The following is a 13,486-nucleotide window of genomic DNA, read 5'->3' on the forward strand; positions in this document are numbered from 1 at the left end:
CGCATGGCCGGACTGCCCAAGCCGCTCGCCGACCTGGTGGGCGAACTCTCCAAGCTGCCGGGCCTGGGGCCCAAGTCCGCCCTGAGGGCCGCGCTGACCCTGCTCAAGTGGCCCGAGGAGCGCACCCGGGGCCTGGGCCGCTCCATCCACGACCTGCGCGACAGCCTGCACATCTGCTCGGGCTGCGCGGGGCTGGCCGAATCCGACCCGTGCCCCATCTGCGCGGACCCGCGCCGCAGCCAGGAGTCGCTGTGCGTGGTCAGCGAGTGGGACTCGCTGCTGGCCCTCGAGGAGACCGGCCTGTACAAGGGCCGCTACCTGATCCTGGGCGGGCTCATCTCCCCGCTGGACGGCGTGGAGCCGGGCAGCCTGGAGATCGAACGCCTCCAGGCCCGCCTTAGCGAGGGCCAGGTGGGCGAGGTCATCCTGGCCCTGGGCACCACCCTGGAGGCCGAGGCCACGGCCAGCTACATCAAGAACCTGCTGGAGCGCCAGTATCCGGGCGTGCGCCTGACGCGCCTGGCCCAGGGCATACCCTTGGGGGCCGAGGTGAAGTACGTGGACAAGGAGACCCTGCGCCAGTCCATGGTCCACCGCCAGGAGCTCGGTTGATGGCGCGCGAGGGCAGGGGGAGCCTGGTGGAGCGGCCGACGCCGCCCGCCGAGCTGACCTGCGAGGTGCACACCGTCACCTTCTTCTCCGAGTCCACAAGCTATCTGGTGGCCAAGGTGCAAGCCAAGGGCGAGCCCGGCGTGGTGACCATCGTGGGCACCATGGGGCTGGTCTCCCCCGGGGAGACGCTCTACCTGCGCGGGCAGTGGACCACCCACTCCCAGTACGGCCGCCAGTTCGCGGTGGAGTACTTCGAGCAGCGCATGCCGGCCTCCCTCACGGGCATCAAGCGCTACCTGGAGTCAAAGCAGATCAAGGGCGTGGGGCCCGTGCTGGCGGGCAAGATGCTGGCCGAATTCGGGGACAGGGTGCTCGACGTGCTGGACGAGGCCCCGGAGAAGCTCCTGGCGGTCAAGGGCATCACCCCCAAGGTGCTGGAGAAAATCACGGCCAGCTGGAACGAGCAGCGCGAGGTGCGCGGCCTGATGCTCTTCCTGCAGACCCACGACGTGCCCACCACCTTCGCCCAGCGCATCTTCAAGCATTACGGCTCCGGGGCTGTGCAGAAGCTCAAGGACAACCCCTACGGCTTGGCCTACGACATCCACGGCATCGGCTTCAAGACGGCCGACGCCATGGCCCTCAAGCTGGGCTTCGCCCCGGACTGCCCCCAGCGCCTGGAGGCGGCCATCATCTACGGGCTCTTCACCCTGGGCGACGCCGGGCACCTGTTCTACCCGCGCGACGAACTGCTGGAGCGCGTGGACGCCATGCTGGGCGGCGTTGGCCTGCACCTGCTGGCCGAGGCCCTGGAGAACCTGGACCTGCAGAAGAAGGTGCGCATCGAGCGCCTGCCCCAGCAGGACATCGAACACGCGGTCTACCTGACCCATTTCTACAACTGGGAGCGCGAGATAGCCGAGCGGCTCTGGGCCATATCATCCCACCCGGCGCCCATGCCCGCGGACAAGGTGGCCAAGATCATGCCCTCTGTGGAGGCCGAATGCGGCATCACCCTCTCCAGCGAGCAGCATCTGGCCGTAACCCAGGCCTGCACAAACAAGACCTTCATTATTACGGGCGGCCCCGGCACGGGCAAGACCACCATCACCAAGGCCATCGTGCGCGCGCTGGACAAGCTGGGCTACAAGGTGCGGCTGTGCGCGCCCACGGGCCGCGCGGCCAAGCGCATGACCGAGGCCACCGGCTTCCCGGCCTCCACCCTGCACCGGCTGCTGGGCTCCAACCCCGGGGGCGGCTTCGCCCACAACGAGGAGCACAAGCTCAAGGCCGACGTGGTGCTGGTGGACGAGGCCAGCATGCTCGACGTGCAGCTGCTCCTGAGCCTGCTGCGCGCCCTGCCGCTGACCTGCCGCCTGGTGCTGGTGGGCGACGTGAACCAGCTTCCCTCCGTGGGGCCGGGCAACGTGCTGGGCGACATGCTCGATTCCGGCTCCATCGAGCAGGCCCGGCTCACGCACATCTACCGGCAGGCGCTGGAATCCATGATCGTGGTCAACGCCCACCGGGTGAACGAGGGCCAGTTCCCGGTGCAGTCCGTGAAGAAGCCCCCCCAGGCGGACTTCTTCTGGGTGGAATGCGACGACCCGCAGCAGGTGCAGGAGAAGATCGTGGACCTGGTGGCGGAACGCATCCCGCGCACCTACGGCTTCGACCCCAGGCGCGACATCCAGGTGCTCTCGCCCATGCACAAGGGCGAGGTGGGCACCCAGGCGCTGAACGAACTGCTCCAGGCGCGCCTCAACCCCTCCGGCAGGGAGCTGGTTCGGGGAAAAAATAGGTTCCGCCAGGGCGATAGAGTCTTGCAGACGAAGAACAACTATGAAAAGGACGTCTTCAACGGCGACCTGGGGTGGATCGTGGACGTGAACCCCCACGCCGTCGAACTCAGCGTCGACTTCGACGGGCGCATCGTGCCCTACGAGAGCGCCGACCTGGACGAGCTCGCCCTGGCCTACGCCGTGAGCGTGCACAAGTCCCAGGGCAGCGAATACCCCGTGGTGGTCGTGCCCATCGTCACGCAGCACTTCGTCATGCTCAAGCGCAACCTCATCTATACAGCCCTCACGCGAGCCCGGAAACTGGCCGTGATCCTGGGCGGAAAGAAGGCCCTGGGCATCGGCCTCGGCGCGGTTGGCGCCACCAAGCGCTTCACGCACCTGCGCTATCGGCTGCAGGAAACCTTCAACCGCTAGCGCGCTGTAAAAAGCCCCCGCAGATGATCGTAAAGAAAACCGTCAGCTTCGTCCTGCGCCTCGTCTTCGTCGCGGTGTGCCTGCTCTACGCCCTGTGCGACATCAACACGGAGGCCTTCAAGCTGGCGGCCTCCCACGGCGACTGGCTGGCCATGCTCGGAAGCGTCCAGTTCCAGGATTTCGACAAGCTCCGCCAGGCCTTCGTCCAGTTCGACTCCACGGCCATCGTGGTCACCACGCTGCTCTCCTTCCTGGGCTACGCGGTCATGGCCCTGCGCATGAACTTTCTCTCCGGGTACGATTGCGGCAACTGGGTGGGCCTCAAGTCCTTCCTGCTGTCCATGGCCGTGAACAACGTGGCCCCGGCCAAGCTGGGCGAACTGGCCAAGTGCTTCTACCTGCGCCGCCAGTGCGGCTACTCCCTGGGCCAGACCATCAGCATGGTCTTCTGGGAGCGCTTCTTCGACCTGAACGCCATCCTGGCCATGGGCCTGGTGGTGGCCTTCCACTTCAAGCTCAAGATGGCCTTCTTCCCGCTGGCCGTGGGCGTGGGCTCCATCTGGGCCTGCCTGTTCGTGGTGCGCAAGTGGCCCGCCCTGGCGGACCGCGTCATCGCCGTCATCCCCGTTGAGCGCCTGCGCGAGTTCATCATCGAGGTCAAGCTGCAGCTGGTGCACGGCGTCACGCTGCGCTACCTGATCGTGCTCATGATCTACACGGCGCTGGTCTGGCTGCTCTACGCCATCCCCACCTTCCTCACGGTGCTGTGGGTGGCCGGGCTCAAGCTGACCATGGGCCAGACCCTGGCCGTATTCATCCTGTCCGCCCTGGGCATGGCCATGCCGTCTTCCCCGGGCGCGGTGGGCGTGTTCGAGGCCGCGGTGATCTTCGGGCTGGGCCTGTTCAAGGTGGACAAGGAGCTGGCCCTGGCCATCGGCTTCCTCATCCACATGATGCAGTACATCCCCACCACGCTCACCGGGCTGCTGGTGCTGGCCAGGAGCGGCCTCTCGCTCAAGTCCATCCGCCATAGCGAAGAAGCCATGGACGAAGCCGAGGAGAGCGCCCAGGCATGAGCGCCCCCGCCTGCGTTCTTACCATCGCCGGGTCGGACAGCGGCGGCGGGGCCGGCATCCAGGCCGACCTCAAGACCTTCATGGCCCACGGCTGCTACGGCGCCAGCGTCATCACCGCGCTCACGGCCCAGAACACCCAAGGGGTGACCGGCATCCACGCCCCGGATGCCGATTTCGTGGCCCTTGAGCTGCGCACCGTGCTGGAGGATATCCCCTTCCGCGCCGCCAAGACCGGGATGCTCTTCAGCGCGGAGATCGCCCGGGCCGTGGCAGAGGGCCTCGAGGACCGCGATTTCCCCCTGGTGGTGGACCCGGTGTGCGTTTCCCAGAGCGGGCACAGGCTGCTGCGCGAGGACGCCGTGGAGGCCATCGTGCGCCACATTCTGCCCCAGGCCGACCTGCTCACCCCCAACCGGCCCGAGGCCGAACTGCTGGCGGGCATGCCCATCGAGGACGAACAGACACTGTTCGCGGCCATGGCGAAGCTGCTCTCCATGGGGCCGAAGGCGGTGCTCATCAAGGGCGGCCACATGGAGCAGAGCGGGGGGCAGTTGACCGACTGGCTCGGTCTGCCCGGGCGCGAACCCCTGGCCCTGCCTGTGCCGCACGTGGACACACCCCACACCCACGGCACGGGCTGCACGCTCTCGGCTGCCATCACCGCCGGGCTGGGCAAGGGCCTGCCCCTGGAGGAGGCCGTGCGGGCCGCGCAGAGATATCTCAACCGGGCGCTCGCCTCGGGCTTCCCCGTGGGCAAGGGGGCCTCGCCCCCCAACCACATGGCCGGGCTGTTCGGAGGCTGAACGGCGGAGCGCGCTATGGCCTTCAACCGGTTGGCATCGAAATCGTTTCGGTATATTTGCACCACTGCGCGCTTGCCGGTCCTCGACGGCGGGCGCCGCGCCTCCTGCCCGATCATGCGAGAGTGGCGGAATTGGTAGACGCACCAGATTTAGGATCTGGCGGGCAACCGTAGGGGTTCGAGTCCCCTCTCTCGCACCACCCCCTCAAGAACGTCCTGCAACCATCTACTATTTTTACGAATTCACAGATGCCGGGCACGCCTGCGCCCTGCATCGGCGGGCGCGTCATTCGTGCAGCGTGGGGCCTTGGGCTTCCTTGGCTTTCGCAAGGTACATGGCGGCGTCCGCGAGCGTGAGCAGGGTGTCGAGCGCCCTGGAATGGTCCGGGAAGAGCGACACGCCGATGCTCGCGCTGATGTTAATGGAAGATCCTTCGATCTCCACCGGCGACTCCAGCGCCCTGGAGAGCTTGCCGGAAACAAGGGCTGCGTCATCCGGCGTGGCGATGTCCCTGATGACGGCCACGAACTCGTCCCCACCCAGGCGGGCCACTATATCCGCCCCCCTTACTGTCCGCCGCATGATGTCCGCGGCCGCCACAAGGGCCTTGTCCCCGACCTCGTGGCCGTATCTGTCGTTGATCTGCTTGAAATCGTTCATGTCTATGAACAGGACGGCCAGCCTGGCGTCATTGCGCTCGGCTTCGTCCGCAGCCTGGGCGAAGAGTTCCGCCAGGAGCCTCCTGTTGGGCAGCCCCGTGAGGTCGTCGCGGTTGGCCAACTCCTGCAGGTCTTTTTTTGCGGATTCGAGGTTCTCGATGAGCTCCGCGTTCTCGAATTTCGCCGTAAAGAGCTCCCGGGAGCCTCTCGCCGTTTTGACGCTCACCGACATGATGTAGGCATAGAATGTTATGATGCTGATGATCGCCGTTACAGGAATTGGTGTCATCCTGATGGACATGGCCGCAATTATGGAGGCGATGGGAAGCGTGGCGATGATCGCCATGCAGACCATGTTTCCGAGGTAGGTATTGACAGAACCGGAAATGATGCCGCTTATGATAAGTATGACTGTCGCCAGTTCCACAGGGTGGTCGCAGTCGACGAACACCATTGGCATGCTCCACAAAATGCCGGTCGAAGCAGCGCTGGTGACTATCAACCCGCCGCGTGTCCGCAGGGATGTCGCTTTGAACCGTTCATAGCGGCGGTAGCATGATAGAAAAGCCTTATACGCGCTGGCCAGGAACACGAGGACAGTCCATGCTATCGCCGTGGGAAGGATATGGTCGCTGGAGATGGTCAGCGTGATGAGTATGGAGAGAAAGGCGGTGGAAACAGCTCCGAGAGACTGTTGTTTTTCCACAACATCGAGAATTGATCGCTTAACCTGCTCTTGCGCAGCGGGCGATGTTTTCAGGTCAACAGTGTCCATGGAGTCGCGCCCCGGCCGGACAGCCTGACACGAAGGCTGTCTGGGCCTTCGGTTGATATATACCCCGGGGGGCTTGTAGTCGAGGGCGGCATATTCGGCCCGGCACGGGGAGGTCTCATGGGGCGGCTGAAAACAGACGCCCCGGGTTTCCCCGGGGCGGCCTGACGGAAATGCTCGTGGAGTTCGCCTAATAGAAGCGCCATTCCCCGGGGCCTTCGCGCATCTCCTCGTCGAACTCCTCGGAGATGCCGACACGGATCTCCTTCTCTCCCTCGGCAGTGGTGACGTTCTTGGCGGGGTCGAGCCCCTGGTCCAGGGCGACCTCCTCCCAGTGTTTGCGGATGGCCGCTGCCGCCTGCCTCACCTCGGCCTCTTTGCCCGCGCTCTTGAGCCAGCGGGCGACCCAGATCCACGTGGTCATGTCGATTCTCCTGTCTGCAGGGTTGGGGGACCGCAACCAGTATGAGCCATCATCGGCCCCGGAAGTCAATCCGAAGAACCGGCCGGGCGGCCACTGCGCCGCTGGCCGATTCTGCCGTTGACGGAAGTGCACTCGTGTCTGTAACAACTGTTCGCAATGGCTGGTGAAAGTCTGCTCTTCGCGCTGGGCACGGGGCTGCTTTGGGCCGTGCATCTGGTCTTCATGGGCCGGGCCATTCTGCGCCCGCACAGGGAGCCTGCGTCCCGCGTGGCCTGGGTGGTGGTGATGGTGGCCCTGCCCGTTGTGGGCATCCTGGCCTACCTGCTACTCGGCGAGACCAACATCGGCAACGCCAGGGTGGAGAAGGCCCTCAAGGCCCGGGAGAAGCAGCCGGATCTGAAGGGCACCCCCGGCGCGGCGGAGCCCTGCTACAAGCCCGGCGCGGACACCCGCTACCCGCACCTGTTCCAGATGGGCCACTCCGTGAACGGCTTCCCGCCGGTGGGCGGCAACCAGGGCTGGCTGTTCACCGACTCCAACGCCAGCATCGACTCCGTCGTGGCGGACATCGACGCCGCGAAGGACCATGTGCATCTGGTGTTCTACATCTGGCTGCGGGACAACAACGGCCTCAAGGTGGCCGAGGCCCTGATGCGGGCGGCCCGGCGCGGGGTGACCTGCCGGGTCATGGCGGACGCCCTGGGCTCGCGCAAGATGATACGCTCCAAGCATTGGCGGGCCATGCGGGAGGCCGGCGTCCGCACGGCCACGGCCCTGCCCATCGGCAACCCCCTGCTGCGCATGCTACGCGGGCGCATCGACCTGCGCAACCACCGCAAGATCGTGGTGATCGACAACTTCGTCACCTACTGCGGCAGCCAGAACTGCGCGGACCCCGAATTCAGGATCAAGGCCCGGTTCGCGCCCTGGGTGGACGTGCTCATGCGCTTTGAAGGCCCGGTTGCCCGGCAGAACCAGAGCCTCTTCGCCGGGGACTGGATGAGCATGGTGGACGAGGACATCACCCCGCTGCTCAGGCAGCCCCTGCCGCCCGGCCAGCCCGGAGTCACCGCCCAGGTGATAGGCACCGGGCCCACCATGCGGCAGTCCGCCATGCCCGAGGTTTTCGCGAACCTGATGTTCGCGGCGCGGCGCGAGCTGTTCATCACCACGCCGTACTACGTGCCGGACGAGGCCATGCAGGCCGCGCTGTGCGCCTGCGCCCGCCGTGGCGTGGCCACCACGGTTGTGTTCCCCGCGCGAAACGACTCCTGGGTTGTGGGGGCGGCCAGCCGCAGCTACTACCCCGAGCTGCTGGAGGCCGGGGTGCGGATCTACGAGTACGAGGGGGGGCTCCTGCACGCCAAGACCCTGACCCTTGACGGCGAGATCACCCTCATCGGCTCCGCCAACATGGACAGGCGCAGCTTCGAGCTCAATTTCGAGAACAACGTCCTCTTCCACGACCCGTCCCTGACGTCCGAGGTGCGCCGCTGCCAGCAGGCCTATCTCGGGCGCTCGCACCAGGTCACCGCCGCCCAGGTGGAGCAGTGGTCCACGGCGCAGCGGCTCTGGGGCAACACCATCGCCATGCTCGGCCCAGTGCTGTGAGCGGGCGCCCGCCAATTTTCCTGTGACCCCTCACCGCAAATTCACGTCCGAAGAAGTGCGGAACGCAGAGGCCGACCCCGCCCGCGAAGGAGAGATGAGCGCATGAAATACAAACTTCTGGGGCGCACCGGGGTGAAGGTCTCCGAGCTGTGCTTCGGCACCATGACCTTCGGCAACGAGGCCGACGAGGCCGAATCGGCGCGCATGTTCGCCAAATGCCGGGACGCGGGCGTGAACTTCTTCGACTGCGCCAACGTCTACGGAGACGGCCGGGCCGAGACCATCCTGGGCGGGCTCATGGCCTCCTGCCGGGACGAGCTGGTCGTCACCACCAAGGTGACCCAGCGCACCGGCAAGGGCGTCAACGATTTCGGCTCCTCGCGCCGCAACATCATGCTCGAAGTGGAGAAGAGCCTGCGGCGTCTGCGCACGGACCGCATCGACCTCTACTTCATCCACCACTTCGACCCCAACACCCCCATGGAGGAGAGCATCCGCGCCCTGGACGACCTGGTGCGCCAGGGCAAGGTGCTCTATGTCGGGGCCAGCAACTGGTCCGCCTGGCAGACGGCCAAGGGCCTGGGCATCTCCGCCGCGCGCGGGCTGGCCCGGTTCGAGTGCATCGAGCCCATGTACAACCTGGTGAAGCGTCAGGCCGAGGTGGAGATACTGCCCATGGCGGAGTCGGAGGGGCTGGGCGTGATACCCTACAATCCGCTGGGCGCGGGCCTGCTCACGGGCAAGTACTCCCGGGAGTACAAGCCCGATGCGGGCCGCCTGGTGGAGAAGGAAATGTACGGCAAGCGCTACAGCGACCCGGCCTACTACGATGTGGCCGAGCGGTTCGTGGCCTATGCGCGTTCGATCGGCGTGAACCCCGTGACCCTGGCCGTGAAGTGGGTGCAGTCCCACCCGGCGGTCACCGCGCCGATCCTGGGCGCCAGGAGCCTGGCCCAGTTGGAGGATTCCCTGGCCGCCGCGGATCTGGACGTTGGGCCGGAGGTGCTGGCCCAGGTCTCCGCCCTGTCCCCCGCGCCGCCCACGGCCACGGACAGGCTGGAGGAGGTGCTGGACCCGCGCTACCGGGCGGCTAATCGATAGGCACGGGAGGAGGCCTTCCCCGGCGGATGCGGGGCGGGAGCTCCGTCACCGGCGGCCGGATGAGCCCCGCCGGCTAGCCCCGGCTGACGCAGGGCGGGCCGGGCTAGAGGTTTTCGAGCAGGATCATGCTCAGAAGGCCAAAAATGAAAACATAGTACAGGACATCCATCGTTACGGCGAATGCGCGTTCCATGGCTGGTCCCTCGTGTTCGGCTGCGATGTTGCTCATGAACACGAGACGTGCCTCCGGGGCCGCCGGTTACACCAGGGGGGAGGAGTGAACGAGGGGGAGCGCCTCGTCAGCGCGCCTCCCCCTGCATGATCTTGAGCACCTTGGCCTTGTGCGTTTCCAGGATGAGCAGGAGCACGTCCGCGCCCCTGCGCCGGGAGTCCCACCATTCGGGGTCGGCAAGCGCAAGGATGGCGTCGGCCACGGCCTCGCGCCTGTCGCGGGGCAGGGCGCGCAGGCGGGTGAGGCACATCTCCCTGGCTTCGGCCATCTTCGCGGCCTTATCCGCTACGCCTGGCGCGGCGTCCTTGGCGGGCATCCTCATGGCATCCTCCCGGTCAGTCTCAGTCAGGGCCGTCTTCGTCCGGCCCCGGGCGAACCCCGTCGGCCGGGGCCGTTTCCGTAATCGCGCGCATTGCACGGAAACGGCCGCGCTTCATGCCGGAACAGGCCCGGCCTTTCAGTGGCCGGATCTAGCGCGGGAGCGCCTTCCCGCCCGGGGCCAGGGCCTGCGCCCCGCCCCCGCCTTCGCTCTGCATGTCCTGGATGATCCCCCGCAGCACCTGGGCCTGGTGGGCCATCTCGGAGACGGCCTGGGCCGCCTGGGTCATGGCCTCGGCGGTCTGGGCGGAGATGGAGTTGATCTCGTCGATGGAGTGGTTGATCTCCTCGCTGGCCGAGGACTGCTGCTCCGAGGCCGTGGCGATGGAGCGGACCTGGTCTGTTGCGGCGTCGATGAGCGTGACGATCTCGCCCAGGGTCTCGCCGGACCGGGTGGCCAGGGTGGTGGTCATCTCGATGGTCTGCACGGTCCTGTCCACGTTGCCGATGTTCTTCTGCGTGCCGGACTGGATGTCCCGGATGGCGTCGCCCACTTCCTTGGTGGCGGTCTGGGTCTTTTCGGCCAGCTTGCGCACCTCGTCGGCAACCACGGCGAAGCCGCGCCCGGCGTCGCCGGCGCGGGCCGCCTCGATGGCGGCGTTGAGGGCCAGCAGGTTGGTCTGGTCCGCAATGTCGGAGATCACGTTGAGAATCTGCCCGATCCCCGCGGCGAGTCTGCCCAGGGAGTCCATGTCGGTCTTGAGTTCCTGGGCGTGGGCCTGCACGCCGCCGATGCCGTCCACCACCTTGCCCACGATCTCCGCGCCCTGCTGGGCCTTGGCCCTGGCCTGGTCGGCGGTCTGGGCCGTGCGGGAGGCGTTCCTGGCCACCTCCAGCACGGTGGCGTTCATCTCCTCCATGGCGGTGGCCGTCTCGGATACGCGGGATGCCTGGAGCTCGCTGCCCCGGCTGGACTGCTCGATCTGGGCGGAGAGCTCCTCCGAGGCGGAGGAAACCACATCCACGATGCCCTCCAGCTTGCCCGCCGCCTGGCGCATGCCCTCAACCATGGCCAGCTCAGCCCTTTGGGTGGCCTTCTCGGCCTCGAGCGTGGCCTTGCGGGCTATCTCGGCCTCGCGGGCGGCCGCCTCGGACTGCTGGTTGGCTTCGGCGATCTTGGCCTTCAGGAAGTCGAGCATTGTCTTCAGGGAACCGTACAGGGTCAGGAGCTCGCCGAAGAATGTCCTCTCCGGCGGGAACTGGGCCTCGAAGTCCCCCTGGGCCACCCGGCCGGAGGTGTCGGCGATGCTCACCAGCGGCTTGGTGATCCTGCGGATCATAATCATGGTCCCGGCGATGATGACGACCCCCAAGCCAAGCACGATGAACAGCAGCGGGGTGGCGATGTGGCCCTGCGCGGTGTAGTTCTCGTCCGTGCTGTTGAGCACGGCCATCAGGCCGAAGACCTCGGAATCCTTCATCAGGGGCTTGTACGTGGAGTAGTATTCCTGGCCATGGATCATCAAGGTCGTGGTGAACGGCTTGGCCTTGGCAACGACGTTCTGGAGCACCTCGGCGTTGTCGAGCCTGGTGCCTGTATCGCGCTTGCCGGCCTTGTCTTTCAGGGTGCTCTGGTGGCGGATGAACTCGCCCGCTTCGTTCTTAACCATCAGAGTGATGTCCGCCCCGCCGGTGACGGCCTTCATGGCGTCGATGAACGTCTCCGTGCCCAGGTCGTACCCGGCGGTGAACACGCCGACGAGCTTGCCGTCCTTGTCGGTGATGGGGAAACGGCAGACAAAGAGGAACGGGATGGCGCGGGCCGTATCGAACCCGATGAACGGCTTGCGCGTGGTGAACACCTTCTGCATTCCGAAGAGGTTGAAATTGCTGTCGCCGTTCTGGCCGGGCTTTTTGCCTCTTGCCAGCACGATGCCCTTGTCGTCTGTGAAGGTGACGGCGCCGAGCTTGAACTGCTCGTACACCTCGTCGGCCACCGTTTGCAGCGCATCCTTGTCGATGGGGTTCGTAGCGTAGGAGCCTTGAACGCGCCTGAGTTGCTGGACCATCTCCGCTACTGCGAGGCAATATTGGCCTTTGTCCTTCAAGAACGCATCGATGGTGTTCACATCGCCGGAAAGGTCGGAATAGGCCTTCTCCGTGAGTGTTTTGTTGATGAGATATTTCGCTGATATGTAGATTGATGCCGAAAGGGCGAGAATGCCAAGGGCTATGAAAGTGCTCAGCCGCCAGAAAATTGAAACGGTCCTGAATTTCGACATCGTTCATGCCCTCCCGGCTTGAGGTGTCGCTGCCAACAAAGCTGCCTCGTGCATTGCTCCCGCAAACGAATCCGCATCGGATATCGAGATTGGATCCTGATAATTTTATTGTAGTTGCAAATAAGCAAAGTCGCAACATCAAGATTGTTGGACGCAGCGTTCTGTTTTGTCAGCGTGACAGACGCCATTGGTGAATCAGTTGCGTGTTGATGATGTATTGTGATGGTCACTCGCGTGTGTAAATGCATGTGCGATCTTGTGTGGTACTGTTTTCATGTGCATGGATCACAAGTGTGGGATGAGTGTGCTGCCTGAGGTGCCCGGGAATGTGGCGGAACGGTGTGTTTTGGGCCGAAATAAATGGAAATCGTGGCGATCGGGTGGCGATTGTGTGAGGTGGTTGCCGGTGACGCGCGAATGAGCCGCCTCCGCAGATTATGACAAGGGCCTGTGACCCTCGCGGGGTCCGGGCGGAGATATGGATGGACAGAAAGGGGAGGGCCGCATAATCATTCCACGCCTGAGGCATTCGGGCAACGCCGCGGCGGACGCGCTCGGCCTAGCCTCTTCAGAACCCAATTCAAGCAGGTTGCGCCAAACATGTTGGAAACTCTTGAAGGCCTTATAAGCAGTTACGGTTATCTCGCTCTTTTTGTCGGCACCTTCCTCGAAGGGGAGACCATCCTCCTTGTGGCCGGTTTTCTGGCGCACAGCGGTCAGCTCGACATTTCGTTGTGCATTCTGTGGGCATTCCTCGGCAGCCTCTGCGGCGACCAGGCCGCCTTCTATGTGGGCCGGTTCAAGGGCAAGAAGTTCGTGGAGAACCGCCCCAAGTGGAAGTGCCAGGTGGAACGCGTTCACGCCATGCTGGAGCGCTTCCACGAGGCGCTGATCCTCTCGTTCCGGTTCTTTTACGGTCTGCGCAACCTGACTCCGTTCATCCTCGGCACCACCGACATCTCGGGGTTCAAGTTCTTCGTCCTCAACGCCGTAGGTGCGGGCATCTGGGCGGTCTGCTTTGCCTACGCCGGATATTTCTTCGGCACCATGGTGGCTAACGTCCTCAAGGACATCCACCATATAGAGATGATTATCCTCATCGTGGCGATCGTAGTTGGTGCAGTCGTATGGTACCTCCGGCACCGCAAGCGGGTCCGCCAGCGGCAGGAAGCCGCCCCGGAAGGGGAGTGCGCGGCCCCGGCCGCTGAATCCACGCCAGAGCAGAACAAATAGTCCCCCGTCCCCCTGCTGACCGGGCATATCCGAATGTGCTGTTAACTATGGGTGTCGGCTTGCCTTTTTTTCACTCTTCGGCGAGATTGGCCCTTCGTGACCATATGCCATGCCATGAAGTAGCCGGTATCGGCTGAACCAGCATAT

The 13,486-nt window shown here is 64.9% G+C and carries 12 protein-coding genes and 1 tRNA gene; 8 read left to right on the forward strand and 5 right to left on the reverse strand.

Annotation, left to right across the window (positions count from 1 at the left end; all coding sequences use genetic code 11):
* Positions 1 to 3: 3 nt before the first annotated feature.
* The 5 genes from recR (at position 4) to MLE27_RS00375 (ending at position 4,906) form a co-directional block, all read left to right on the forward strand.
* Positions 4 to 612 carry a recombination mediator RecR gene (gene recR / locus MLE27_RS00355; protein ID WP_243309869.1) on the forward strand — a complete coding sequence of 203 codons (609 nt, stop codon included), beginning with the start codon at positions 4 to 6 and terminating at the stop codon, positions 610 to 612.
* Positions 612 to 2,828 carry an SF1B family DNA helicase RecD2 gene (gene recD2 / locus MLE27_RS00360; protein ID WP_243309870.1) on the forward strand — a complete coding sequence of 739 codons (2,217 nt, stop codon included), beginning with the start codon at positions 612 to 614 and terminating at the stop codon, positions 2,826 to 2,828. Before recR ends, recD2 begins: the two co-directional genes overlap by 1 nt.
* Before the next feature lie 23 nt (positions 2,829 to 2,851).
* Positions 2,852 to 3,904, forward strand: coding sequence for a lysylphosphatidylglycerol synthase transmembrane domain-containing protein (locus MLE27_RS00365; RefSeq protein WP_243309871.1), 1,053 nt, complete (start codon positions 2,852 to 2,854; stop codon positions 3,902 to 3,904).
* The gene (gene thiD, locus MLE27_RS00370; protein ID WP_243309872.1) at positions 3,901 to 4,707 is read left to right on the forward strand and encodes a bifunctional hydroxymethylpyrimidine kinase/phosphomethylpyrimidine kinase; all 807 of its coding nucleotides are present in this window, start codon (positions 3,901 to 3,903) and stop codon (positions 4,705 to 4,707) included. Before MLE27_RS00365 ends, thiD begins: the two co-directional genes overlap by 4 nt.
* Before the next feature lie 116 nt (positions 4,708 to 4,823).
* Positions 4,824 to 4,906: transfer RNA gene (locus tag MLE27_RS00375), tRNA-Leu, on the forward strand.
* An 86-nt stretch (positions 4,907 to 4,992) separates the two neighbouring features.
* On the opposite strand, the gene MLE27_RS00380 is transcribed toward MLE27_RS00375, so the two are convergent.
* Both MLE27_RS00380 and MLE27_RS00385 read right to left on the reverse strand, forming a co-directional pair.
* Positions 4,993 to 6,141 carry a GGDEF domain-containing protein gene (locus MLE27_RS00380; protein ID WP_243309873.1) on the reverse strand — a complete coding sequence of 383 codons (1,149 nt, stop codon included), beginning with the start codon at positions 6,139 to 6,141 and terminating at the stop codon, positions 4,993 to 4,995.
* A 187-nt stretch (positions 6,142 to 6,328) separates the two neighbouring features.
* Positions 6,329 to 6,562, reverse strand: a complete 234-nt coding sequence (locus MLE27_RS00385) for a hypothetical protein (protein WP_243309874.1) — start codon at positions 6,560 to 6,562, stop codon at positions 6,329 to 6,331.
* A 156-nt stretch (positions 6,563 to 6,718) separates the two neighbouring features.
* Here MLE27_RS00385 and cls point away from each other — a divergent pair, with 156 nt between their 5' ends.
* Positions 6,719 to 8,173, forward strand: a complete 1,455-nt coding sequence (cls, locus tag MLE27_RS00390; protein WP_243309875.1) for a cardiolipin synthase — start codon at positions 6,719 to 6,721, stop codon at positions 8,171 to 8,173.
* 102 nt (positions 8,174 to 8,275) lie between these two features.
* Positions 8,276 to 9,274: an aldo/keto reductase gene (locus tag MLE27_RS00395; RefSeq protein WP_243309876.1), complete on the forward strand. Its 999-nt coding sequence runs from the start codon at positions 8,276 to 8,278 to the stop codon at positions 9,272 to 9,274.
* A 103-nt stretch (positions 9,275 to 9,377) separates the two neighbouring features.
* On the opposite strand, the gene MLE27_RS17875 is transcribed toward MLE27_RS00395, so the two are convergent.
* From MLE27_RS17875 to MLE27_RS00405, 3 genes are all read right to left on the reverse strand, one after another.
* On the reverse strand, positions 9,378 to 9,503 hold the full coding sequence (locus MLE27_RS17875; RefSeq protein ID WP_279355606.1) for a hypothetical protein: 126 nt from the start codon (positions 9,501 to 9,503) through the stop codon (positions 9,378 to 9,380).
* Positions 9,504 to 9,573: 70 nt separating this feature from the next.
* On the reverse strand, positions 9,574 to 9,828 hold the full coding sequence (locus tag MLE27_RS00400; protein WP_243309877.1) for a hypothetical protein: 255 nt from the start codon (positions 9,826 to 9,828) through the stop codon (positions 9,574 to 9,576).
* A 148-nt stretch (positions 9,829 to 9,976) separates the two neighbouring features.
* Positions 9,977 to 12,106, reverse strand: coding sequence for a methyl-accepting chemotaxis protein (locus MLE27_RS00405; protein ID WP_341482481.1), 2,130 nt, complete (start codon positions 12,104 to 12,106; stop codon positions 9,977 to 9,979).
* A gap of 600 nt (positions 12,107 to 12,706) precedes the next feature.
* Between MLE27_RS00405 and MLE27_RS00410 the strand changes: the two genes are divergently transcribed.
* Entirely contained in the window at positions 12,707 to 13,339 is a 633-nt protein-coding gene (locus MLE27_RS00410; RefSeq protein WP_243309879.1) for a DedA family protein, read from the forward strand.
* Positions 13,340 to 13,486: the final 147 nt, after the last annotated feature.

Source organism: Fundidesulfovibrio agrisoli, from assembly GCF_022808715.1.
Taxonomy (GTDB): Bacteria; Desulfobacterota; Desulfovibrionia; order Desulfovibrionales; family Desulfovibrionaceae; genus Fundidesulfovibrio; species Fundidesulfovibrio agrisoli.

What these genes read in the sequence shown, in the direction of transcription:
- recR (WP_243309869.1), top strand. Translation starts at nt 4, where the DNA reads ATGGCCGGACTGCCCAAGCCGCTCGCCGACCTGGTGGGCGAACTCTCC.
- recD2 (WP_243309870.1), top strand. Translation starts at nt 612, where the DNA reads ATGGCGCGCGAGGGCAGGGGGAGCCTGGTGGAGCGGCCGACGCCGCCC.
- MLE27_RS00365 (WP_243309871.1), top strand. Translation starts at nt 2,852, where the DNA reads ATGATCGTAAAGAAAACCGTCAGCTTCGTCCTGCGCCTCGTCTTCGTC.
- thiD (WP_243309872.1), top strand. Translation starts at nt 3,901, where the DNA reads ATGAGCGCCCCCGCCTGCGTTCTTACCATCGCCGGGTCGGACAGCGGC.
- MLE27_RS00380 (WP_243309873.1), bottom strand. Translation starts at nt 6,141, where the DNA reads ATGGACACTGTTGACCTGAAAACATCGCCCGCTGCGCAAGAGCAGGTT.
- MLE27_RS00385 (WP_243309874.1), bottom strand. Translation starts at nt 6,562, where the DNA reads ATGACCACGTGGATCTGGGTCGCCCGCTGGCTCAAGAGCGCGGGCAAA.
- cls (WP_243309875.1), top strand. Translation starts at nt 6,719, where the DNA reads ATGGCTGGTGAAAGTCTGCTCTTCGCGCTGGGCACGGGGCTGCTTTGG.
- MLE27_RS00395 (WP_243309876.1), top strand. Translation starts at nt 8,276, where the DNA reads ATGAAATACAAACTTCTGGGGCGCACCGGGGTGAAGGTCTCCGAGCTG.
- MLE27_RS17875 (WP_279355606.1), bottom strand. Translation starts at nt 9,503, where the DNA reads ATGAGCAACATCGCAGCCGAACACGAGGGACCAGCCATGGAACGCGCA.
- MLE27_RS00400 (WP_243309877.1), bottom strand. Translation starts at nt 9,828, where the DNA reads ATGAGGATGCCCGCCAAGGACGCCGCGCCAGGCGTAGCGGATAAGGCC.
- MLE27_RS00405 (WP_341482481.1), bottom strand. Translation starts at nt 12,106, where the DNA reads ATGTCGAAATTCAGGACCGTTTCAATTTTCTGGCGGCTGAGCACTTTC.
- MLE27_RS00410 (WP_243309879.1), top strand. Translation starts at nt 12,707, where the DNA reads ATGTTGGAAACTCTTGAAGGCCTTATAAGCAGTTACGGTTATCTCGCT.